Genomic DNA, 21,846 nt, shown 5'->3' with positions numbered 1-21,846 from the left:
TCTGATTTCAATTTATCCAACAGAAATTACAAATACAGGAGAGGTGGGGCATGTTTATTTATAATTACAATGATCATCCATAAATCGTATTACTTTATCATGAGCCTACATGACCGTTATATTTGAACTCGAAAGATGGATAACAAGCACAACACACTTATCATAAGAGCTCACCATCAAGAAAAAGAGACAAGAACCCAAATCTTTATAATTACTTTACTTTTTGTTTATATAGCCTATATTACTTTTGGTAAATGAAATTAGAAAATCAACTTGCAAAAGAAGTTAAAAATCTATTATTTTGTGACACTAATCTTTTAGAATTAAAAGTATACTCTGAAACCCATTATAACGGTTCGGTTCCCCAAATACTTGACAAAACATCTCTGGAGAATAAGTATGACTTATATCTCTTGAATTATTTTGACCTCAGAGGGTGTCAAAATATACCTTATGAAAGAGACAGATGTTTAATAGATTTAAAAAGTGTTTATAAAAACAAACTCCTATAAATTATTACTAGATTGCTAGGAGATAAGAAACAAGATTACAAGAAACAATACGTACTATATACCAACTAATACAAGGAAAACGGTGAATATATCAGACAAGGACATTAAATTAATAAAGTCTAAAAGATTATCGGTAGATAAAATACTTATACAAATAGAAACGTTTAAAAACCAGATTCCTTTTGTAGCATTAAGGAGTCCAGCCACTTTGGATAATGGTATTTTAAAATTCTCTGAACACTATCAAACCGAATTATCAAAATTATATGAAGCCAGACTATCAGGTTTAGAGACCATTAAGTTCGTACCAGCATCTGGGGCAGCTACTCGAATGTTCAAGGAATTATTTCGTTTTCTAGAGAACTACAATTATGAAAAAGAAAGTCTCAACTCATACACCAATCATGAGAAAGCCAATGCGATACGCCTTTTCCTTATTGGTTTAGAAAAATTTCCTTTCTATAGTACCGTAATGGGTAAGGTAAAAAAAGCATACCCCAAATTTCAGTCCTTATCAGAAGGTAAGCAGCTGTACATATTTGTCGAAATGATGCTAAAAGAAAAAGGGCTTAACTATGGAGTTTTTCCAAAGGGATTGCTTCCGTTTCATAAATATGAAGATAGTATATCGACTTCTTTTGAAGAACATTTGTATGAAGCCGCCGGATATAACACTACAGATAAAGGAGCTTCTAAATTACATTTCACTATTTCTAAAGAACATCTCGATGGCTTTAAAGAAGAATTCGAAAGGATTAGAAAAAAAGTAGAAGAAAAAACAAATACTCAATTCGACATCACCTATTCGTTTCAAAAACCAGAAACAGATACCATTGCGGTTACAGAAGATAATGAGCCCTTTAGAACCGAAGATGGTTCTTTACTATTTAGACCCGGTGGGCATGGAGCATTGATAGAAAACTTAAACGATCTTGAAGCCGATATTATCTATATAAAAAACATCGATAATGTTGTAGTACGTAAATATCAGGACGAGGTATCTTCTTATAAAAAAGTGCTTGCAGGAAAATTGATCGAAATCCAGGATGAAGTATTTAGAATACTACAGGCTATCGACGAAAAAAACCCTACAGAGGCAGAACTTAAGGATATTAAAAAGTTTCTGGTACAACAACTTAATGTTCGGTTACCATTAGATTTTGATAAATTTTCTGAAAAATATAAGTTACAATTTCTACGAGAAGCTCTAGATCGTCCTATTCGTGTTTGTGGAATGGTTATTAACGAAGGAGAACCAGGTGGAGGCCCATTTTGGATCAAGCATGAAAGTGGAAGATTAATTTTACAGATTATAGAAGGACCACAGATCAATAAAGAAGATCACAGACAACAAGAAATCTTAAGTAGTTCTACACATTTTAACCCGGTAGATTTGGTATGTGGAGTTAAAGATTACAAAGGAAAGAAATTTAATTTGTTAGATTTTATTGATCCAGAAGCTGGTTTTATCACTACCAAAACTATGAACGGAAAAGTACTTAAAGCATTAGAGCTTCCTGGATTATGGAATGGCGCCATGGCCAACTGGATAAGCGTATTTGTAGAAGTACCTCTTACTACTTTTAACCCTGTTAAAACAGTAAATGATCTTCTTAAATCGGCACATCAAACAACTCTTTTTTCTTGAACACTTCGATCCTTATAAAAGAATTAAAATTTAAAGCTATTCGAAGTTCTGGAAGTGGTGGCCAACATGTTAATAAAGTTTCTTCAAAAATAGAACTTACGTTTAATGTGATGGCCTCTGCTGGGTTAACGCAGGATCAAAAGACACGCATCACACAAAAACTATCATCACGTCTTACCAAGACCGGCGTATTAATTTTACATTGTGATGATAGTCGAAGTCAACACAGAAATAAAGAATTAGTAATTAAACGGTTTGTTAGCCTCTTAAAAACAAACCTTCATGTTGCCAAAAAAAGGAAAAACACAAAACCCTCTAAAGCAGCTGTAAAAAAAAGACTTGAGAACAAAAAAAGACAGTCATTAAAAAAAGTACACCGTAAAAAGCCAGATATGTAAAATCATACCTCGAAAAAACGTGTAATATTTCTACACTTTTATGGGTATTCTACATTTTTCAACATATTACTATGCGGCTCACACAAAACATACATTCCTAATTATCAGGTATTTAAAATATAATTATTCCTTTCCTCTCTTTTGGAATGGTTATTACTTATACTATATCGTAAAATAATTTTTATTATAACCCAAAATGAAAAAGTTACCAATGATAGTAGCAATTGTAGTAAGTATTTTTTCGGCACAGGGTGTTGTAGGCCAAGATGAATTAGCCATTCTTAATGATGATGAAGTCGCGTTTAAAGAATACGAGTATGAGCATCAAGAATATGCCGAAATTGATAGCCATGAATTGTCTTTTCAACTTCAGCAAATGATTGCCAGAGATTTTAGCAAATTACATATTACAAGAACATATATGTCAAAAGATAATACCTACAAGATCATCTTGCAGGATAACAATAATAATACAATAGTTGTATTTGCAAGCGCTAATGGCAAATTAATAAAGCCAAACGACAATAAATCTTAAATCTAGGGGTAGAAAAGGATATCGTTTTGCAACCAAGGACGATATAAAGTTGTTTAGTGCTAAAAAAGAGACTCAATCCCAAGAGTCTCTTTTTTCTTATAATGTAATCAAATTCTTTTTTTAAATCTACAAGTTTAAAATCATATATTTTAAAACTTGTTAAATCTAATTGTATTATCGCAGTTAAATCGTAATTTTATATATTAGTTTTTTCTTAAATTTTAAAACATGCCTAAGATACTTATTGTTGAAGATGATGTGGCTTTTTGTACCATGCTTAAAACGTTCCTTCAAAAAAAGGAATATGAAGTTTCTACGGCTTTTTTAGGTAACGAAGCAATACAAAAGGTAAAACAAGAGGTTTTTGATGTTGTTTTGGCAGATGTACGACTCCCAGACTGCGATGGGATTACCGTTTTAGATGAAATACTACAACATAATTCTGACACCCAGGTAATTATTATGACTGGTTATGCAGAAATTAACATGGCGGTTAATGCAATTAAACAAGGTGCATTTGATTATATTTCTAAGCCTTTTAATCCTGATACTATATTACAAACCATAGAAAAAGCATTGCGGGTAACGACACCCGAAAGCACAAACACTACTAAGAAAAAAAAGACAACTACACCATCAAAAACATCACAAACGCTTAGTGCTTCATTTGTAAGAGGTGTTAGCGATGCTTCTAAAAAGCTAAACGAATATGTAGCATTGGTTGCCCCAACCCGTATGTCTGTTTTGGTAGTAGGAGATAGCGGAACCGGTAAAGAATATGTAGCTAGTAGTATTCACAAAGCAAGCAAACGAGCAGATAAATCTTTTATCGCGGTAGACTGCGGTGCAATTCCTAAAGAAATAGCTTCTAGTGAATTTTTTGGGCATATTAAAGGATCCTTTACGGGAGCTGTTAATGATAAAGTGGGGCATTTCGAAGCCGCTAATGGAGGTACGCTATTTCTTGATGAAATCGGAAATTTAAGTTACGAATTACAGGTACAGTTACTGAGAGCACTTCAGGAACGCAAAATAAAACCAGTAGGAAGCAACAAAGAAATCGAAGTAGATATTAGAGTAATTGTGGCTACCAACGAAGATCTAAGTCACGCAGTAAAAGAAGGAGATTTTAGAGAAGATTTATATCACAGGCTTAATGAATTTACTATTAAAGTTCCTCCTTTGCGAGACAGAATAGAAGATCTTATGCTCTTTGCGAACCATTTTCTTGAAGAATCAAATACAGAATTAGAAAAACATGTCGTTGGTTTTACAGATGAAGTACTGGATACTTTTAAAAAATATAACTGGCCAGGTAATCTAAGAGAGCTTAAAAATGTAGTAAAACGCTCTGTGCTCCTTTCTCAAGGTGATATGATTACACAGAATATTTTACCTAATGATATCTTATATGCGCCTAATAACACAAAACAAACCTATGGGTTATTTAAAAATCAAAATGAGCAAGAACTAATTCTCGACGCGCTCGAAAAAGCCAACGGAAACAAAGCCAAAGCTGCCAGAATGCTTTCTATTGACCGTAAAACGCTGTACAACAAATTAAAACAGTACGATATTAGTCTTTAGTTTTCTACCTTCAGTTTACTAAGTAACTCTTCTATATGATCTACTCCTTCTTTGGTTAGGTTTAAAATGGCTTGCGTATCTAGCTCATATTGATCTGGATGTTCTAATTTTTCTAAAATCGGAACTACTTCTTTTGCTTTTATTTGCTTAAACATTGGCAACATCCTATGTGCTACTTTCTTGATATCCAAAATATCCTTCTCTACCATTAATTTTTTTAATGCTTTTACATTTTCTATGGTACTGTCATAAAAAGTATCAAGGATTGCATATAGAGATTCAGAATCACCATGCGCAAAAAGCTTTAAATCTTTTAACGAATAAAGATCTTCTGAAGAATCTTCATAAGTAAGACTTTCGAAATTAGACGAATCCCCATGAAATAGAGTAGCAATTAAATCTATTAACTCTTTAGGTGCATATGGTTTTCTTAAACTAGCCGCAAACCCTTTCTTTCTATATACTTCTATAGAAGTATCTGTTCTACCTGATAGCGCAATAACAGGAAGCTCTGATAAATGTGAGTTACTCTTTATATGATCCATAAGAGCAAAACCATCCATTTTTGGCATTTGTATATCGGTAAGTACCAGATCATATGTAGTTGACTCTAAAGATGCTATAGCCTCAAGACCATTTTTACATATATCATAGGTCAAACCAGCCAAAGAAACCACCTCACTGGTCAAAGACAATTGACTGGGATCATCATCTACAATGAGCACTTTTTTATCATTAAAATTTTGAATATCAGACAACTGAGCATCTTCTTCTGTAACCAAAGAAGTTGCAATTTTTATAGGGATGTAAATCGTAAATTCACTTCCCTTATCAATCTCACTGTCTAAGGTAATTTTACCATTTAAAAGTTTAATTATTTTTTTGGTGATCGCTAGTCCCAAACCAAAACCCCCATACTTTTTTTCGGTATCATCGTCTCCTTGCGAAAATTCTTCAAAAATATATTGCTGTTGTTGCTTTGTGATCCCTATACCGGTATCTTTAACTACAATAACCAATTGTTTTTCGCATAATCCGTTTTCGATAATTTTACTCGTAACCGTAATCGCCCCTTGGTTTGTAAATTTATAGGCATTACTCAATAAGTTAGTTAGTATTTGTTTGATTCTAAATGGGTCTCCCAAATACTGTTTTTTTAACAAATCATCTGTACTAATACTAATCTCCAGATTTTTTTTATCATGTAAAGGAATAACACTAGAAATCGTATTTTCTATTAATTTATCTGGAGAAAACGGTAACTCTTCGATGATCATTCTTCCAGCTTCGAGCTTTGATAAATCCAACAGATCATTTACCAGATGTAATATATAATCTGATGATTTTTTGAGATGATCTAGGTAATGCGTTTGCTTGGTGGTTAATCCCGTTCTTTCTAATAAATCAGAATATCCAATAACGGTATTAAGTGGTGATCTTAGGTCATGAGTAACCGTATTAATAATCGACTCTCTGGTTTTTAATAATGATTCTGTATAGGTTTTCTCTCTTTCGAGCTCATTACGATATTTTTGACTTTTAGAAACATCTTTGGTTATCAGGAAAAGAAATATCATTGCGACAAAGAGACCTATTGCTGCAATAATAAAGATGATATCAGAAGTGTTGTTCAATACCTTACTAGAAGCTTCTAATCGGGCATAATATTGTTTTCTCTCATTACGATCAATAGACGCCAGCAAGCCACGAAGTTTCCTGGTAATAATCTGATCATTTTTAAGAAGATCATTCTCTTTTAAAGAAATTTCTCTTTTATATTTTTTATCCTTTTGAGCCAAATCTGCCAATACTCTTCTTACAGATGCTGCCAGCGAATCCACTGTTTGATTGGTCAACCTCTTGGCATTATCTTTTCGCGTATATTCTAAAATATCGATGAGGGCTCTTCTTGTTCTGGGATCGTATTTCTTAAATCGAATGTCATAATCGGTATAACCGTCAAAGCTTTTGTTTACTTTTTTTAACTCTTCGATAGCGGTTTCATAAAGTCCTTTTTGTTTTCGTTGCTCGTAAATAGTAATCAACTCTTCAAGGTTTTCATTTTTACGATCAATCAGGTATTTTATACTATCTATCTTTTTGGTTTGTAAGGTATCCTCAGATATTTCAGAAACTTTATTAATGGTTTGAAGAATCGTATCTATTTTGACTTTATATCGATTAAATTTCTCTACATCAGATGTCTGAATAATATTTCTAGTCAAACTTTCTGCTTCATACAATCCTGTTATCGCATCTCCTACCAGAAAAAGTTTCTCATTATTCTCGCTTTTAATCTTGGTGATCTGTGTATAATTATTCAGCTGCTGATAAATCACCCAAAATGCAGTAACCGCCATAATCCCGATAAGCAGGTAGGCTGCAATAATTTTATAGGTAACCGATCTTTTTGTATTCTTCATAATCTTTCTACTACTGGTCTATTACTAACGAAATTATCTGCAAAAGAATATACAGGGTACTTTCTACTTACTAAATAATAAAACATAAACCCATATAACGAGCATTAACAAAGATATAATAGAATTAAGGAAATCCCTTAACTATTAAGTAGAAAACACATATTAATCAGGCAAATAGGAAGTAATTCTTCTTCTAAGTCTTCAAAACATCACTTTTTATCTTTTTTGCGATCAAATTCGTTTATCATCTAGCATACCAAAATGATTTTAAGTAAATTGCAGGCCTAGTTAAATTACCGTTACCCATGAAAAATCTTTTTGTATTTGCCCTTATAGGGGTATTGCTTTTTTCTTGTAAACCTTATCAAGCCACCAAGATTAGAAAAAACCAAATAACCTATGAAAATTTTAGAGCCGATCAAAGATTATATCCTTCAGACGATGGTTTAATTAAGTACATCGATGAGGGTAGCGGCCCGGTAATTGTTCTTTTACATGGGGTTCCTACTTCTGGCTGGTTATATCGCAAAATGATACAACCGTTAACTAGTGCGGGGTATCGTGTCATCATACCCGATATGTTAGGCTATGGATCCAGCGATTCTCCAGAAGGTTTTGAAATATACAATGCAGAAAACCATGCAAAACGTCTCTTAGAACTTATGAATGCTCTGGGGATAGAATCATGGACTCATGTGATGCACGATGCAGGAGGGTTATGGACTTGGGAGCTGATGAGACAAGATCCCGATAAAATTGAAAAGCTAGTGGTGCTTAATACGATTATTTATGAAGAAGGGTTTTATCCCCCGGTAAGAATGAAACCTGGCGGTGTTGCTAAAACAGCCATGTGGGCCTATCGTAACGGGGTAACCACCAATACACTTCTTAAAAGCTTATTTAAACAAGGGCTAAAAGAAAATACGCTTAATTCACTTGATGTAGAAGGGTACAAAACTCCTTTGCTAGAGGGTAAAACCCATGCTATGTATTATTTTTATAGCCAAACCTGTAATGTACTACCCGATTACTCTGATGTGTTCGAAAACATTAAAATTCCGGTAAGTGTGATATGGGGGATACACGATACCATGTTACAATGGCCACCTCAGCAAACCAGAGCTTCGAACGCCTTAAAAGTAAATAGCCAAGACATCCATTTTGTTGACGAAAAACACTTTGTACAAGAAACCAAAGCCACAGAGATCGCTTATAAAATCATTGATTTTTTAAGATAATTCTTTACTCAGACAACTATATACATTGCACTAAGATACAGTGTAGCTCATTTTGGTTTTTTGGTACCTTACTAAAAAGTCATAACATACCAGCTCATAAAAACGCTGTTTAGATCTAAACGCTCTATTTACCAGCATGTGTATATAGCTACTCATGATATCATCTAATTGCATTTCTAACTGGCCAGCTGTATGAATCTGTAATATCTGTTGTGTGAGTTGCAATGATTTTTCCGTTTTCTGAGCTATGATTTGATCCAAAACCGTATAGGCTTCATCAGTATGAGATGATTCGAGAAAAGAAGTTAGTTTTTCTCGTATTCCTCTGTATTTTTTATCAAGTTGCTTATTCAGTCGTTTATCTGCATGAAACTCGTTCTTAAATGCCTGAGCATTGGCAGTAAGCAGACGCATCTTACGTTCTTCGTTATATCCAAAACTGTCTAAAAGCTTTTGGATCGCTTTTACCACAAACAAAAAATACAATTCTTCGTCTTCGATCAACGAAATCCCATGTAACAACATCGTACTGTCATGAAAAAACAATTCTTCAGAAACTTCTATAGTATTGGCACCATAGCGTTCTAATTCTCTTAGATAAGTATCTGCTTGTATTTTATGGATAATATGTTGTGCTACATATTCTTGTAATACCTGATTTAATTGGGTAATGACAGTTCCTATTTTACTGATATCTACCAAATGAAAACGTATCCTGATATGAGAATCAGGATCTCCATAACGAATAAAAAACCAGGAGTCAATCAACCCCTTATCTAATAAATCTTCTGTAAGGGGTTTTATAGTTTCTGTAAGTATTACATCAGAACTTCTGGCACCACAATATAACTTATAATACAACCATTCATCTCCTAATATATACGTTCTTTTGGTACTCATGCAATATATTTTAACTTTGAACTCATCTTGATTTTTTACAGCGTGATACTCAAATCAGGCTTCGGCCGTTTTTAATGTATTTTTTATTTTTTTTACCTGATTTAATTTTTCCTGATTAAATAATGAAATTACAAATTGATTAGTATAACCCATTACTCCTTGCCTTACAACTCCTTTTGGTTGCTGATCATTTCCTTCGTCTGCAAACAAGAATTCTTCGAGAATGCATGTATTTGTATTTTTTACTGCATCTAACCACATATCGATTGAGTTGTCATTCTCTAGGTTGATGAGCAATGTATTATCCCCACTTACCAATTGCACATATTGCGGAATTTTCAAAGCCGACCTCCATTGTAGTAGGGTCTCACTTCTTTCTTTTCCTGTGGTTGTCTTTAACGATGAAATATCATCCTTATTAATTTTCCAACGGGCACTTGATAAAATAAACTCTTTATACATCACTCTTGGTAAAAAGCTATGCTTCTCTAGCGACTCTCCCCAATAAAAACCAATTCCCGAGCGTTTGCCCTGGTGTTGTATATCACATAAAAAATGATATACAGGCAATGCATTGGCACTGTAATTATGGGCATTAGTTAATCGAGGTGAAACCTCTTTGTCAAGTGTTTTGGATCGCAATACTACACGACCGTATTTTATTGATATCATCAAATCATCGATGGGCAACTGCTTGGCAGTTGCAACGTTCGATTTGCCTAAGTAAGGTATTTCATAATCTCTAATAGTGGCGCGCCGAATCACATTACCAGTTCTGGATTCTGGTAAATGTACTATTTCTGCCAGCACCTTGCGAGGATTCATTTCTTGCTCTATTGCTGCAATTTTTCTTACATGTTTTAAGATGTCCTCGTTTCCGGTAGAAAATCGCCCCAAAAGATTGGCTGCAGAAGATCCCCCCATAGAAGAAAACATCATTTTTTCTTCTCCTCCTATAGTTACAATTTGTGCAATGGTCGACATGGTATCGGGTAAGTCATTCCAATCCACCTCAAAATTATCAAAATCTTTATCTTCGAGTGTTAAAATCGTTGCTCCCTCTTTATGTACTGTTTGCAATTTTTTATGTAAAAGCTCCTGAACCGAATTCCATCTTATTTCTTGCGGGCCTCCCGGTCTTCCTGGAATGTACAAATCGTCTAAAAAAGAGGTAGAATCGCTCGCATCCTGGTGTTGTAAGTACCCTATCCCAACTTCTGTATCTAATGCAACAGATAACGGAATCTCTTGTGTCTCGTAGCGCTTTGTAAAAGCGTCTTTAAACCTTGATAGATAAGTTTCCTTTTGCGCAAAACTTATCTTGTTCAACAAGGTTAAAGCTCTGGTTAGTTTGTACCCCCAGCGTATATCGAGTTGATTCGAAGCTGCTTTGGTATACATATCGGTTTGAAAAAGGTATTTTAACTCAAACGGTGTTTCTAATTGCTTTAATCGCTCACTAAGTTGTAAATACTCCTGGGATGTATTATCAAGTTTTTTGTCTATTTGATCCAAAAACGACTTATAATGAGCAATTTCTTTTAGTACCTCCTGGGTACCTTCTAAGTTTTGTAAACTCTTTTCGATTTGCTCTAGAAAATCTTCTCCAGTAACGGTAGGTTCTATCTGGCTTACCAATATTTGATTTTCGATAAGCTCATCAATAAACGCTGCAGCATCTTCATAGCTTACCTCATCATCTACCAGTAAGGTGGCTAGTTCCTTAATTTTTTTACCCGCTCTTGCCTCTTCTATAATCTGTTCTAGATATTCTGCATAGGCTACCGCTTCTATAGAGTGCTCTCTTCTGTTGTATTGATTGTATCGATACTCTATATATCTATATTGATCTCCGATTTTATACAAACTGTCATTGGTATACCAACGCAATTGGTTTTTGATATTTTCTTCTTTGGATAGTTTTTGTGAAAACGCCACCAAAAAATTCATATCAAAACGTGTTTGTCGGTTATTGGTAGCAGGATGATCTAGTTCTATGATATTTCCTTTACCAAAAGTACCCATGCTACAGCCCGCAAACAGGCCAAAAGGGGTACAGCGAGAGCTCATCCTGGATAAATACTTTAGTAAAGAAGAGGCCAATCGACTATTTTTTTTGGCATCAGTAAGTTGTCCTGACAGCCATTTCTCTATTTCAGAAAATAGCTCTGGAGAGGCTAGAAAAATAGCTTCTTTGATCATAGGATCTTTCCAGACCTCTTTGAACTGATCAAGAGTAATTTGCTTTTGCTGAGTAAGGTGATGATAAAATGTTAAGGGTAAAAGTGGAGTTCTAAGGCAAAATTGCTCGAAGAAAGTATATGGATTCTTTTGTTTCAAGAGATAGGTGTGATTTTCTATAATTATTACTAAGCCATAAATATACTACTTTATGTGGTATCCTTAGGATATCCAGGTGTTACTTATACTTATTTAGAAAATACTCTTTTTATAAAAAAATTGCTTTGACCAAATAGTATAAAAAGACAAAGGTTTCATAAAAACCTTGAAACAAGTTTTATGAAACCTTCGTTGCTTATATTTTTTTTTTAGATTAACACTCTCCTAATAAAGTACTTAAATCATCTGTTTCATATTTTGCATTTGTGGTACCGCATCCTTCTCGATCAAGATTAGCTTTACTATCGTTCCCTCTTGGACCTCCCCCATTTAGAGTACTTGATTGATCTTTTGATAATTTAGTGATTTGCATTTTTAACAACCTTAAGTCTTTTTTCATTCTTTACAAATTTTTAATGTTTATCATCCAAATATAAGGTAAAAACATATTTTAAATAAGGTATTAACATCTAGATTCCGTGAATTTCGACAAACGCTCACCTACCTATCCAACTGTTTATCAATCTGTTTTACAAAATAAGAGGGGTAGATCCCAGTATTCTTAAAAAAAGTCTTCGAAAACACCTCTGCAGAGTTAAATCCTGATTCTGTAGCCAATGCCTCTATAGTATAATTCCTATATTTTGAGTCATCTTTCAATTTTTCTATAATATACCCTATCCTAAGACCATTAACATATTGGGTAAAGTTTTTCTCTTTGTAAAAATTGATAATCTTTGACAAATATTTGGTATTGGTTTTAAGTTTTCGTGCCAAAATATCTATAGTAAGATTAGTTGCCAAAAAATCGTTGCTTTTTTCAAACTCATCAATTTCTTTCAATACTTTTTCTACAATATCCTGACTCAATCCAATACTTTTCTTTTCTGGTACTTTGGTTTCACTTGTATTTTGTTGTTCTATAGTTACGACCACAGATTCATTCTTAATTAATTGCTGAAACCGTTTTTTGTACAATCGTTGTTTTCTATAATTTAAGACAGCTACTATACTTATTATTAACAACAAGCCAACTGATATCAAAAACCTACTATACGATTTTTGATTTGTTTCTTCTAATGCTCTGATCAGTACTTCTTTTTGTGCAACCAACCTTGGGCTATCGTATTCTTTTTTTATTTTTTTTCTTAAGTAATTGTAGTTATCATTTATAATACTGTCTGATCGTAATAACTTATCTATATATACAAGTTGTTGATCCTTATCATCAAGATCTTTATAATAGTTTTTTAATGCCAAATAGGCTTTTATCGTTTCTGGCATGACATAATTGGTCGTCTCTGCTATAGAATCTATTTTTTTATAATATTCAAAAGCAATTTCTTTTTTAGATAACTGATGATACGATTTACCTAAATGCAAATAAGCATCAATAATTTGGTAAGGGTCAAAAACTAAAGCACTTTTTGGGTTAAGAAGTATGGGTAATGAATTATTTATATCTTCAATCGCCCCTAAGTAGTTCTTTTTATAACAGGACAACACACCTCTATTTAGTATGAAATAAGATGCATGCCCTTTTTGTTTTGATTCCCTTATTCCCTTTTCATTTAATACAAACGCAGAGTCTATTTGGTTATTAAGACGGTATACATTGATTAATTCTGTTAGTGAATGATGATATTTATGAAGTGAAATTTTCTTTTTTTTATATTGTTCTAAATTATATGCTACTACATTTTTAAAAAGTAATTTTGATTCTTCATAATGCCCAAATTTTCTTTTAATTACCGCCACATTATGATTTATTACATTCTCCAAGCCAACATTTCCTCTTTTTTTTGCGATATCTAATCCTACTAAATAATTGCTCAAACTTTCCTTAAAATTAGCCATCTCATCTAGTATATTGGCTTTATGTATGTATAAAATTGTAGGATATTTTTTTCCTTTCAAATTAGCTCCTATAGTAATTGCACTGTCTAGATATTTAATGCCTTTTTTATAATCTGTTCCATTTGTAGTCTCCATAAAACGATACCCTCGTACTTGTTCTAAAGTATCTTTATCATCTTTTGCTTTTTGCAGGTATATTTTTGCATACCTCTTTGCTATAGTAGGATTACTATTAAGCGTATCATAAATCATATTATATAGCTGTTTATAATCCATTTGATATATCGAATCAGAGACGAACTGCTTCTCTTTTACTTGGGCATGCACAGGTCCCAAACACAAAAAACCATGGGCTATCACCAACACATATACTACTACCCTTTTTATATAACAACTTTTTAAAATAACCTTCATTTATCGCTTAGCTTTTATAATGTAAACCCGTTCTATAGTATCTAATAAAATTAACGTACGTTTTTATAACCATTCTCTGTTCGAAACGTCGTTGAGTTTCAAAAAACAAAAATGATTCCATAATTACGTACTCAAACAATATAGTTTCCCGTTTATGAATTTCAATTAATCCACTTTAACAACAAAACACACAATACACTACAAATCAATTATTTACATTTTATTCTTCCATCTAAATTCCCGGAATACCGACCCAAGATTCCCTGAATCCCGGTGTATTCCTGTTGCAAAAACGCTAATCTCTCAATTACATTTGACTCAACAAAAAAAAGTAATCAATTATTAATCGGGATATCATTCTTTTAGCAGCATAAATGATATGTATCATCCCATTTTAGTAACATCGGTATGATGGAGTTGCACTATAGCAACGATCATCTCTTTCTGAGTTAAGCCTCTAATCATATCTGGATTAAAAGGACAACGCATTACATCATATAAAAAAAACAAAGCCATGAATCTTATCATTAAACAACTCGAACTTATACAAAGAATTGATCAACTTATTAGAATGCATGCCACAGGAACTCCCGTTAACCTAGCCTCTAGGCTTGGTATTTCGAGAGCGCAAACCTATAGAATTATTGATATTATGAAAGCTCTAAACGCTCCTATAGAATATGATTTTACTATACAAAGTTTTGTATATGCAAAAGGAGTTGATTTTAAATTTGGATTTTATGCCAAGGATTTATCATCCAACAATGTTAGTGAGATAAACGCAGATAAAAAGTCTAAACGAATACATCCTCTCCTAAAAATTTCATGAAACTAAAAAACAGAAAATTATAACCGCAAATACTTAGATCATAAAATAGACATAATACCTGAATGTCTCTAAATGATCAGGATAAATACATTAATTTAAATTTCAATAATTATGTTACAAAGCATTTTAGAATTAAAAGAGGTAAAAACATTAGAAAAACAACAGCAAAGAAATATTGCTGGAGGTACAGAAATGGAACAGGGTAGGTGCAAGGCGACTATTTTGGTATATACTCCACAAGGATATCAGTATAAAACAGTATCGTATTGTGATGACCAAGCCTAAACGAGTATTTCAAGATTTTAATTTATAAATCAGTAAAATTCTTAATCAATACTCCCCAGAATTAGATTTATTCTGGGGAGTATTGGTCTAGATATCTTTTAAAAACCTTGAATCCTAATTTTCTTATAAATACAATATAGATTCAGGCTCATGTTATTTCCTATCAATACACAACATTATAAAATATAGTCTTTTACCTAAGAAATTATGAAAACTAAAAAACCCATCTTATATTGATCCATCAAACCAATTATTTAATCAAAAAAACTAACGTTCATAGTTACCCATAAAGTTATGACAAACACCCTTAAAGACACTTATGATTTTTCTATTCGTCTTGCAAAGTCTCAGGAAGTCGCAATGCTTGTAGACTTTTTAAGTAAAGAAAACTGGAAAAATCATTTGGCTACTAAAAGTCCTGAAACACCTGATAGCTCCGAGGAAGAAATCGATAGTTATATGAAAAAAGAAAAAAAAGTTATTGCCAAACTTATTAAAAACAAAGTAATGTTACAGGAATATAAAAATTTTAACGTTTCTATTTTTATATACAATTATATTCAGGAACGTGAAGAAAATACCATACAATCTATGACTTTTAGAGTCTTAAAAACGGGAAAAGGAATGGAAAAACTCGAAAGTAGCGATACTATCTTTGATATGGAAAGGCTTAAAGAACATACTTATCGTCAAAACCGGCTAGCATCAGGAAGACGTTTGGGGCCGAAAGAAACTTCTATCCAAAAAGCGTTAGAAATAAAGCACTATATAAAAACCAATCCTTCTACTTATGAAACTATGGACGACGTTTGTAGAATTTTTGGTTTTTCTAAAACGACCTATTATAGGGTAGAGAAATGGTTAGCTACTAAGAATTATTAATCTATTAACACACATTATATACGTAACAATATTACTTTTCTAGTATCTACTCTAATTTTAAATTTGCTATTATAGCAAATAAACCATGTGGTTTACCAAAGGCTTTGGGCCGATTAAATACTATAATGAACGTAGCTGCAATTGCATAACAAGGTTTGTTTAGCTATTTAAATGGTAAAAAACGTGAGTTGGATATCACTTACACTCTAATAATAACCTAGTCAACGAACAATAATACTATTGTGTTTCCTCTCTCTCTAGGCTACCGTGTGTACATATTTCAGTTTAGCAACATCCATCCTTGAAACATTATATTGAATTTATCTAATCCGTTTTTAAGTGTAATTGGTCCTGGAGGTCTTTGAGAGGCATATCCAGACCAACCTGCTAAACGCGCAATGACCCAAGTAGCCCAACTTAATCCCTCTCTGGGATATGGGTTTTTCATTTTATTGGTATTTCCTTCCAGTTTTTGGTTGAGTTGGTTTAAGCATTTAATTTGTTGTCTACTAAATACTTATGTAACAGGCTGACTTTCTTCTTTTCCATAAGCGATCATCATCTGGCATATTTTTAAAACAGCTTGTAATACCATAATTGTTAATTTTCGGATGGCCCACCCAGACTCCAATTCACTATCTTCTACAGCAAAGCCTTTCTTTTTGATTAACCTAAAGATTTGCTCAATGAACCATCTTTGACTATACCATTCAACTATTGTTTTAGCTTGTTGGACTGTTTCTATGGTATGGGTTGTGAATATCCTCCAGCATATCGCTGATTCTCCTTTGGGAACAGTTTTATTAGATTCTTTAGCTTCTACTACATATAACTTAAGTGTTTTTGGGATGTCTTTAGGTGCTTTAGCAGGACGTTTGATTTCTACCTGTTTATATTTCAACTCCATTATGGCTTTTCTTGCTTTTCTATTGTTTTTTTGTGAATTTTCAATATTCAAAAGATACTGTCCTGCCACAGGTTGTTCTTGTAAATGATCAAAAAGCTTCTCTGGTATATTAGACAATCTCCTATTGATCCGTATTCTAATCAAAAGATGGGTGCGCTGATCTGGAACACCTGCAAACTGCTCATAAATATCACCTTCCCTGTCTTGGATAATTGTTATTGATGCTGCAGATGCTAAATTTTTCTTTGAAACCTTACTATTATGTATCCACTTATAAGATTCTTTCTCTTCTATGGGAAGGTTGTTATATCCCCTACTATATTTATCGCCTTTATCCCATTTTCTATGATAAATCCCAATACTTGAAAAACCTAAAGGGGTCAGGGTATGTGAATCCAAAACCAAACTAGGGTGCAAAAAGAAACCAACATCTTTGTTGTTTCCTACAGGACCAACACCACTATGAGGATCTAATCGACCAGAATGACTTTGCAAGTTGATCTCTGTAGTATCTTGAATAACTAAAAGATGCTTCGAATCACAGAGCTTACCCGCTCTGGATGTACATTCTGATATAAGTAATGATTCTTCCACTCTTGAGTTGTTTAAAAAACGATAATTAGCTCTTTGCTCAGCATAATCTTTAGATAATTGGCGAATTACACAATTCTTACTATCAATGATAGCATTTAAAAGTAAAGCCCCCTTTTTACCAAACGACTATCTGGTAAATATCCCGAAAAATCTATTTTATCTCTTAATATTGCTTTTTCCATAAAGTCTTTTTTATACAATTGAAAAATAATAAATATTTGTGTACACACGGTAGCTCTCTAGGAGAGGAAACTAATAAGATTTTAAAAAGATAATGATCAATACGTTTCAAATCATGTCAAAAAAGAACTAAAAAAATATTTCGATTTCCTTATTATTTGGCTACTTTTCTTTTTTCTTCTACTGATTCCTGTACATTGTTATTTCTATCGAAACCTTCTATTGATTGGTAAAAGTCCTTTTTATATACATCCTTGGTTTTACAATCAATAGTATCGTTATGTAGAACTTCTTTTATATGTAGAGTCAAGTCTGTTTTGGTATATCTAAGCATATATACTTTTGTCGTGCCTTTTCGGTGAGTAAATGTCATTTTTTTGTGGAATTAGAGTTTTTGAAAAAAAACACAAAAACACCTCAATGTCAAAAAATGATACTATGATGTAGTATTCTTGCAATACAAAAAACACAAATAACCATATTTATGAAAAAATCACTTTTAATTACACTGTTTATCAGCGTTGTAATCTCTTTTGCTTTTACAAAGCTTAACGCATCTGATCTTGTTGCCATAAAAGAAATTTCTGTGGTGGTAATCACACTAAGTTCTCAATCCACAAAAAACTGCGAAAAAATACAATTGAATTTAGAGTCTATAACAGATTTTAAGAATCTCGACACTACCCAGTTTGATACTATTTTTGCTGGACAACCCTATACTTGCGAGGCAGAAATTTCGGTCATTGTACAACATACCACCATAGCAAAAACAGCAGAACATCGAGATATCACTACGACCAAATCGGTATCTAGAAATGCCAAAACATCATGCAAAGAGATTGCTACCGTGCTTACCAAACTAAAAGAAGAAATACTGACAGCTTTGTAATATACCTTTAAAAAACAGAAAAAAACCATACCTCAACAATTTATTTATAGCAATGAAAAAAACACTACTCTTACTACTACTTCTAACTGCACTAACCAACTGTAAACAACAACCTTTAACCCAGGTAGAAAAATTGGCTGCCACCGCAAAAATATGGGGGTTTTTAAAATATTATCATCCAGAAGTGGGCAAAGGAACCTATAATTGGGATAAGCAATTGTTTAAAGTTTTACCTAAGATAGAAAAAGCAACTACCAAAGAAGAATTATCCCAGGTATATCTGGATTGGATAGCATCTTTGGAAAAAGTAGAAAGCTGTAGTTCTTGCTATGAAAAAAGTAGCAGTAATTATTTTGGAAAAAATTTTGATCTCAGCTGGACACAAGATGAATTGTTGTTTACAAAAGAACTAAGCCGTCAACTACAATTTATAGAAAACAATCGATTTCAAGGAAATCATCATTATGTTTCTCACCATAATCTTATAGGAAATATAGAGATCAGAAACGAACCCGACTATAAAGATTTTGATTGGAAAGATAAAAAGTTGAGAATGCTGGCTCTTTTTAAATATTGGAATATTATCGAATACTTTTTTCCGTATAAATATCAAACCGATGACGATTGGGATTTGGTATTACAACAATTTATCCCAAAGTTTTTATCACCAGCAACAGAACAGGAATACCACTTGACCATGCTCGAATTGGTCGTAAAAATTAATGACACCCATGCTGGGTTAGTTACCCCACTTACCAGTGATTATTTTGGTATAAAACGAATTCCTTCAAAATTTAAAATTATAGCTAACAAAGCTATTCTTACCCGTTTTTATAATGATTCATTGGCACAAAAAGATGATTTGCAAATCGGAGATGTTATCACAAAAGTAAACGGAAAACCAATTGCTGAAATCCTAGAAGAAAAAAAGCCCTATATCAATGCTTCTAATGCTTCTGTACGATTACGAAATTACTCTCATGCGATATTTAATGGATCTACAGACTCTGTACATATCGATTTTGATCGAAACGGGAAATCATATCATAAATTCATTAAGAGATATACATTTAATGAATTTAATTATAAAAAACCTTCTCCTAAAAAATGGAAAATACTCGATGATCATATTGGATATGTTAATATGGGTGTTTTGGAAAAAAAAGATGTCCCTGCTATGATGGATAGCCTATTCACCACCAAAGCTATTATATTTGATATTAGAAATTATCCCAGGAAAACCATGCATTCGATTGCCGAATATTTAAATAAAGTACCTAAAGAGTTTGTAATGATCACCATACCCGACTTAAGATATCCCGGTAAATTTGTCTGGACAACTCCCCACAGCTGTGGTAAAAACAACGGAAAAGAATATACTGGAAAAGTTGTGCTATTGGTAAACGAACAAACACAAAGCCATGCAGAATTTACAACCATGTGCTTACAAACGTCTATTAATGCTACCGTAATAGGAAGTCAAACCTCTGGAGCCGATGGCAATATAAGCACTATAGAATTTGTAGGTGGGTTTAAGACAGTGATGACAGGTATTGGGATATTTTATCCTAGTGGTAAAGAAACACAAAGAATCGGAATTGTTCCTGATATAGAGATTACCCCAACCATAGAGGGGATTAGAAAAGGAAAAGACGAAGTATTAGATAAAGCTATAGCGTTTATAAATACAACCAAATCTAACATTGATTAAGTATTTGATATAGAAGTATAGTAGTAATTTTATAATGTTTATTAAATAACCCGCTAAGAATGTAAAAATTAAAAAACGTAACATTTCGTCGAGTTATGACATTCATTAAAGTAGAAGTTATACGCCCCAATTTTGCATTAAAGAGTTATACCTAGATATCGAAATAAATACATTATTAGAAAAAAAGAATTATATAAATTATACCAAATATGAGTTCATCAACAAAAACACAGCCAACAGTAAACCTTAGCAGATGGCATTATGATCCAAATGCTTTTTCTTCCGAAGAAATCGATAAGATACATGCGCTGGCAGATACAATTCCATTTAAAAAAGCAACGCTTAACTCGGGTTCTAATGACCGAGATAGTTATAGAAAAAGTGAGGTAAAATGGTTAACTCCTGAAATTGAAGGAATTGAATGGCTGTATAAAAAATTAATAGCACTCTATAAGAAAGCAAATGATGATTTTTGGCAATTTGATGTAGATGATGATTTGGGAAAACTACAATATGGAGTTTACTACAGCGATGGTGGGCATTATGACTGGCATATGGATGTAGGTACAGGAATAGCAGCCCGACGAAAGATCAGCATTGTCATACAACTTTCTGATGCAGAAGAATATGAAGGCGGATTGTTCGAACTATTTGTAGATAGAGATGTTATAGAATTTCCTAAAAAAAAGGGATCGATTACTCTATTTCCGACATATTGCATGCACCGTGTGACCCCTGTAACAGCAGGCGAACGTAGATCTTTGGTGTTATGGGTGACTGGAGCTCCTTTTAAATAAAAATGAGTGAGTAAACAAATGTATTCTCTGCCTATTTTAAAAACTTATGCTATGAAACTAAGTATATATATGTGTGCTTTCTTTATAGTACTATTTTTTTGTAAACAAATAGCTATTAGACTCTATCATTAAATTGGCTATCATGAAAAAAACACAACAACTAACTGTATTATTTCTACTATTTGTAAGTTTAATTTCGTGCAAATGGGGTTCTAAGCAAGAAACTACCAAAAAATCGGTATCTACAGTTACGCTTTCAGAAATAGAAAAAAATGCATTTCCTAAACCTATCGGAATCATAAATGATTATAGTCAGGTATTTACAAATGCTCAGAAAAGTGAGCTATCAAAAACCTTATACGACTATGATCAGGCTACAACACGACAGATTGTAGTGGTTACTGTCGATAGTATTGCTTCATATCCCAATATCCAAAAATATGCTACAGTACTTGGACAAAAATGGGGTGTAGGCACCACAGAAAAAAATAATGGTCTTATCATGGTTCTTTGTAAACCCAAAAGAAAAATTGGTATTGCAACGGGTTATGGAACAGAGCTAGTATTAACAGACGTAATTTGTAAAAAAGTAATTGATAGCACTATGATTCCAGAATTTAAAAATGGTAACTTTTACAAAGGCATTAAAAAAGGAATAGAAGATTTAATCACAAAGTGGTAATAAATACAGGGCAATTTCATTTAAAAAATGACCTGAGGCGTTATTTTTTTTATCTTTGACTTGTTGTCAAGTGCCTGACCATATACTGTCAGGGATATAAAAAAATGACAAATTCACCCAATTCTAAATTTAACACGTGTTTTCTTACTACTCATTTTTCTGATCTTCAAGACCCACGTCGTACTAATAAAGGAAATTTGAAACATAATTTTACTGACATTCTTCTTCTAGTGCTGGT

22 protein-coding genes are annotated in these 21,846 nt (G+C 32.9%); 13 read left to right on the top strand and 9 right to left on the bottom strand.

Going from position 1 to position 21,846, the window contains the following annotated elements; genetic code table 11:
- Positions 1-254 precede the first annotated feature (254 nt).
- The 5 genes from ABW636_RS20550 to ABW636_RS20530 all read left to right on the top strand — a co-directional run bounded on the left by ABW636_RS20550 (position 255) and on the right by ABW636_RS20530 (position 4,680).
- Entirely contained in the window at positions 255-512 is a 258-nt protein-coding gene (locus ABW636_RS20550) for an AAA family ATPase (protein WP_367591970.1), read from the top strand.
- An 82-nt stretch (positions 513-594) separates the two neighbouring features.
- Complete coding sequence (locus ABW636_RS20545; RefSeq protein WP_367591969.1) at positions 595-2,160, top strand: DUF4301 family protein; 1,566 nt, start codon at positions 595-597, stop codon at positions 2,158-2,160.
- Positions 2,157-2,558 carry an alternative ribosome rescue aminoacyl-tRNA hydrolase ArfB gene (gene arfB, locus ABW636_RS20540; protein ID WP_367591968.1) on the top strand — a complete coding sequence of 134 codons (402 nt, stop codon included), beginning with the start codon at positions 2,157-2,159 and terminating at the stop codon, positions 2,556-2,558. The genes ABW636_RS20545 and arfB overlap by 4 nt, the downstream gene beginning before the upstream one ends.
- 196 nt (positions 2,559-2,754) lie before the next feature.
- Positions 2,755-3,093, top strand: a complete 339-nt coding sequence (locus ABW636_RS20535) for a hypothetical protein (protein WP_367591967.1) — start codon at positions 2,755-2,757, stop codon at positions 3,091-3,093.
- Positions 3,094-3,321: 228 nt separating this feature from the next.
- Entirely contained in the window at positions 3,322-4,680 is a 1,359-nt protein-coding gene (locus ABW636_RS20530; protein WP_367591966.1) for a sigma-54-dependent transcriptional regulator, read from the top strand.
- Here ABW636_RS20530 and ABW636_RS20525 read toward each other — a convergent pair.
- Complete coding sequence (locus ABW636_RS20525) at positions 4,677-7,103, bottom strand: hybrid sensor histidine kinase/response regulator (protein WP_367591965.1); 2,427 nt, start codon at positions 7,101-7,103, stop codon at positions 4,677-4,679. The genes ABW636_RS20530 and ABW636_RS20525 overlap by 4 nt on opposite strands.
- A 305-nt stretch (positions 7,104-7,408) precedes the next feature.
- On the opposite strand from ABW636_RS20525, the gene ABW636_RS20520 reads away from it, so the two are divergent.
- Complete coding sequence (locus tag ABW636_RS20520) at positions 7,409-8,341, top strand: alpha/beta fold hydrolase (protein WP_367591964.1); 933 nt, start codon at positions 7,409-7,411, stop codon at positions 8,339-8,341.
- Between the two features lie 30 nt (positions 8,342-8,371).
- Here ABW636_RS20520 and ABW636_RS20515 read toward each other — a convergent pair whose 3' ends face one another.
- From ABW636_RS20515 to ABW636_RS20495, 5 genes are all read right to left on the bottom strand, one after another.
- Positions 8,372-9,241: a thiopeptide-type bacteriocin biosynthesis protein gene (locus ABW636_RS20515; RefSeq protein WP_367591963.1), complete on the bottom strand. Its 870-nt coding sequence runs from the start codon at positions 9,239-9,241 to the stop codon at positions 8,372-8,374.
- 54 nt (positions 9,242-9,295) lie between these two features.
- Positions 9,296-11,581 carry a lantibiotic dehydratase family protein gene (locus ABW636_RS20510; protein WP_367591962.1) on the bottom strand — a complete coding sequence of 762 codons (2,286 nt, stop codon included), beginning with the start codon at positions 11,579-11,581 and terminating at the stop codon, positions 9,296-9,298.
- 214 nt (positions 11,582-11,795) lie between these two features.
- Positions 11,796-11,981 (bottom strand): hypothetical protein, encoded by a 186-nt coding sequence (locus ABW636_RS20505; RefSeq protein ID WP_367591961.1) that lies wholly within the window; start codon positions 11,979-11,981, stop codon positions 11,796-11,798.
- Between the two features lie 101 nt (positions 11,982-12,082).
- Positions 12,083-13,852 (bottom strand): helix-turn-helix domain-containing protein, encoded by a 1,770-nt coding sequence (locus tag ABW636_RS20500; RefSeq protein WP_367591960.1) that lies wholly within the window; start codon positions 13,850-13,852, stop codon positions 12,083-12,085.
- A gap of 384 nt (positions 13,853-14,236) precedes the next feature.
- Complete coding sequence (locus ABW636_RS20495) at positions 14,237-14,368, bottom strand: hypothetical protein (protein WP_367591959.1); 132 nt, start codon at positions 14,366-14,368, stop codon at positions 14,237-14,239.
- Here ABW636_RS20495 and ABW636_RS20490 point away from each other — a divergent pair.
- The 3 genes from ABW636_RS20490 (at position 14,367) to ABW636_RS20480 (ending at position 15,848) form a co-directional block, all read left to right on the top strand.
- The gene (locus tag ABW636_RS20490; RefSeq protein ID WP_367591958.1) at positions 14,367-14,681 is read left to right on the top strand and encodes a hypothetical protein; all 315 of its coding nucleotides are present in this window, start codon (positions 14,367-14,369) and stop codon (positions 14,679-14,681) included. The two genes, ABW636_RS20495 and ABW636_RS20490, sit on opposite strands and share 2 nt — an antisense overlap.
- A gap of 111 nt (positions 14,682-14,792) precedes the next feature.
- Positions 14,793-14,966, top strand: a complete 174-nt coding sequence (locus tag ABW636_RS20485; RefSeq protein ID WP_367591957.1) for a hypothetical protein — start codon at positions 14,793-14,795, stop codon at positions 14,964-14,966.
- Positions 14,967-15,260: 294 nt separating this feature from the next.
- Positions 15,261-15,848, top strand: coding sequence for a hypothetical protein (locus tag ABW636_RS20480; RefSeq protein WP_367591956.1), 588 nt, complete (start codon positions 15,261-15,263; stop codon positions 15,846-15,848).
- 280 nt (positions 15,849-16,128) lie between these two features.
- Here the strand turns inward: ABW636_RS20480 and ABW636_RS20475 are convergent, their stop codons facing one another.
- From ABW636_RS20475 to ABW636_RS20465, 3 genes are all read right to left on the bottom strand, one after another.
- Positions 16,129-16,296, bottom strand: coding sequence for a hypothetical protein (locus ABW636_RS20475; RefSeq protein ID WP_367591955.1), 168 nt, complete (start codon positions 16,294-16,296; stop codon positions 16,129-16,131).
- 69 nt (positions 16,297-16,365) lie between these two features.
- On the bottom strand, positions 16,366-17,415 hold the full coding sequence (locus ABW636_RS20470) for an IS4 family transposase (RefSeq protein ID WP_367591989.1): 1,050 nt from the start codon (positions 17,413-17,415) through the stop codon (positions 16,366-16,368).
- 268 nt (positions 17,416-17,683) lie between these two features.
- On the bottom strand, positions 17,684-17,902 hold the full coding sequence (locus ABW636_RS20465; protein ID WP_367591954.1) for a hypothetical protein: 219 nt from the start codon (positions 17,900-17,902) through the stop codon (positions 17,684-17,686).
- 111 nt (positions 17,903-18,013) lie between these two features.
- On the opposite strand from ABW636_RS20465, the gene ABW636_RS20460 reads away from it, so the two are divergent.
- The 4 genes from ABW636_RS20460 (at position 18,014) to ABW636_RS20445 (ending at position 21,608) form a co-directional block, all read left to right on the top strand.
- Positions 18,014-18,418 carry a hypothetical protein gene (locus tag ABW636_RS20460; RefSeq protein WP_367591953.1) on the top strand — a complete coding sequence of 135 codons (405 nt, stop codon included), beginning with the start codon at positions 18,014-18,016 and terminating at the stop codon, positions 18,416-18,418.
- Positions 18,419-18,470: 52 nt separating this feature from the next.
- Complete coding sequence (locus ABW636_RS20455) at positions 18,471-20,129, top strand: S41 family peptidase (protein WP_367591952.1); 1,659 nt, start codon at positions 18,471-18,473, stop codon at positions 20,127-20,129.
- 209 nt (positions 20,130-20,338) lie between these two features.
- Positions 20,339-20,926: a 2OG-Fe(II) oxygenase family protein gene (locus tag ABW636_RS20450; RefSeq protein ID WP_367591951.1), complete on the top strand. Its 588-nt coding sequence runs from the start codon at positions 20,339-20,341 to the stop codon at positions 20,924-20,926.
- A 142-nt stretch (positions 20,927-21,068) separates the two neighbouring features.
- The gene (locus ABW636_RS20445; protein ID WP_367591950.1) at positions 21,069-21,608 is read left to right on the top strand and encodes a TPM domain-containing protein; all 540 of its coding nucleotides are present in this window, start codon (positions 21,069-21,071) and stop codon (positions 21,606-21,608) included.
- The last annotated feature ends 238 nt before the right edge of the window (positions 21,609-21,846 follow it).

Origin of the sequence: Aquimarina discodermiae (genome assembly GCF_040786235.1) — a bacterium.
Lineage (GTDB): Bacteria > Bacteroidota > Bacteroidia > Flavobacteriales > Flavobacteriaceae > Aquimarina.
Note: the sequence above shows the minus strand (reverse complement) of the source record. Positions and strands in the feature narration are given on the sequence as shown.

Bases quoted from the DNA above. Each gene is read 5' to 3' on its own strand.
- ABW636_RS20550 (WP_367591970.1), top strand. From the start codon at position 255: ATGAAATTAGAAAATCAACTTGCAAAAGAAGTTAAAAATCTATTATTT.
- ABW636_RS20535 (WP_367591967.1), top strand. From the start codon at position 2,755: ATGAAAAAGTTACCAATGATAGTAGCAATTGTAGTAAGTATTTTTTCG.
- ABW636_RS20530 (WP_367591966.1), top strand. From the start codon at position 3,322: ATGCCTAAGATACTTATTGTTGAAGATGATGTGGCTTTTTGTACCATG.
- ABW636_RS20525 (WP_367591965.1), bottom strand. From the start codon at position 7,103: ATGAAGAATACAAAAAGATCGGTTACCTATAAAATTATTGCAGCCTAC.
- ABW636_RS20520 (WP_367591964.1), top strand. From the start codon at position 7,409: ATGAAAAATCTTTTTGTATTTGCCCTTATAGGGGTATTGCTTTTTTCT.
- ABW636_RS20515 (WP_367591963.1), bottom strand. From the start codon at position 9,241: ATGAGTACCAAAAGAACGTATATATTAGGAGATGAATGGTTGTATTAT.
- ABW636_RS20505 (WP_367591961.1), bottom strand. From the start codon at position 11,981: ATGAAAAAAGACTTAAGGTTGTTAAAAATGCAAATCACTAAATTATCA.
- ABW636_RS20500 (WP_367591960.1), bottom strand. From the start codon at position 13,852: ATGAAGGTTATTTTAAAAAGTTGTTATATAAAAAGGGTAGTAGTATAT.
- ABW636_RS20490 (WP_367591958.1), top strand. From the start codon at position 14,367: ATGAATCTTATCATTAAACAACTCGAACTTATACAAAGAATTGATCAA.
- ABW636_RS20495 (WP_367591959.1), bottom strand. From the start codon at position 14,368: ATGGCTTTGTTTTTTTTATATGATGTAATGCGTTGTCCTTTTAATCCA.
- ABW636_RS20485 (WP_367591957.1), top strand. From the start codon at position 14,793: ATGTTACAAAGCATTTTAGAATTAAAAGAGGTAAAAACATTAGAAAAA.
- ABW636_RS20480 (WP_367591956.1), top strand. From the start codon at position 15,261: ATGACAAACACCCTTAAAGACACTTATGATTTTTCTATTCGTCTTGCA.
- ABW636_RS20475 (WP_367591955.1), bottom strand. From the start codon at position 16,296: ATGAAAAACCCATATCCCAGAGAGGGATTAAGTTGGGCTACTTGGGTC.
- ABW636_RS20465 (WP_367591954.1), bottom strand. From the start codon at position 17,902: ATGACATTTACTCACCGAAAAGGCACGACAAAAGTATATATGCTTAGA.
- ABW636_RS20460 (WP_367591953.1), top strand. From the start codon at position 18,014: ATGAAAAAATCACTTTTAATTACACTGTTTATCAGCGTTGTAATCTCT.
- ABW636_RS20455 (WP_367591952.1), top strand. From the start codon at position 18,471: ATGAAAAAAACACTACTCTTACTACTACTTCTAACTGCACTAACCAAC.
- ABW636_RS20450 (WP_367591951.1), top strand. From the start codon at position 20,339: ATGAGTTCATCAACAAAAACACAGCCAACAGTAAACCTTAGCAGATGG.
- ABW636_RS20445 (WP_367591950.1), top strand. From the start codon at position 21,069: ATGAAAAAAACACAACAACTAACTGTATTATTTCTACTATTTGTAAGT.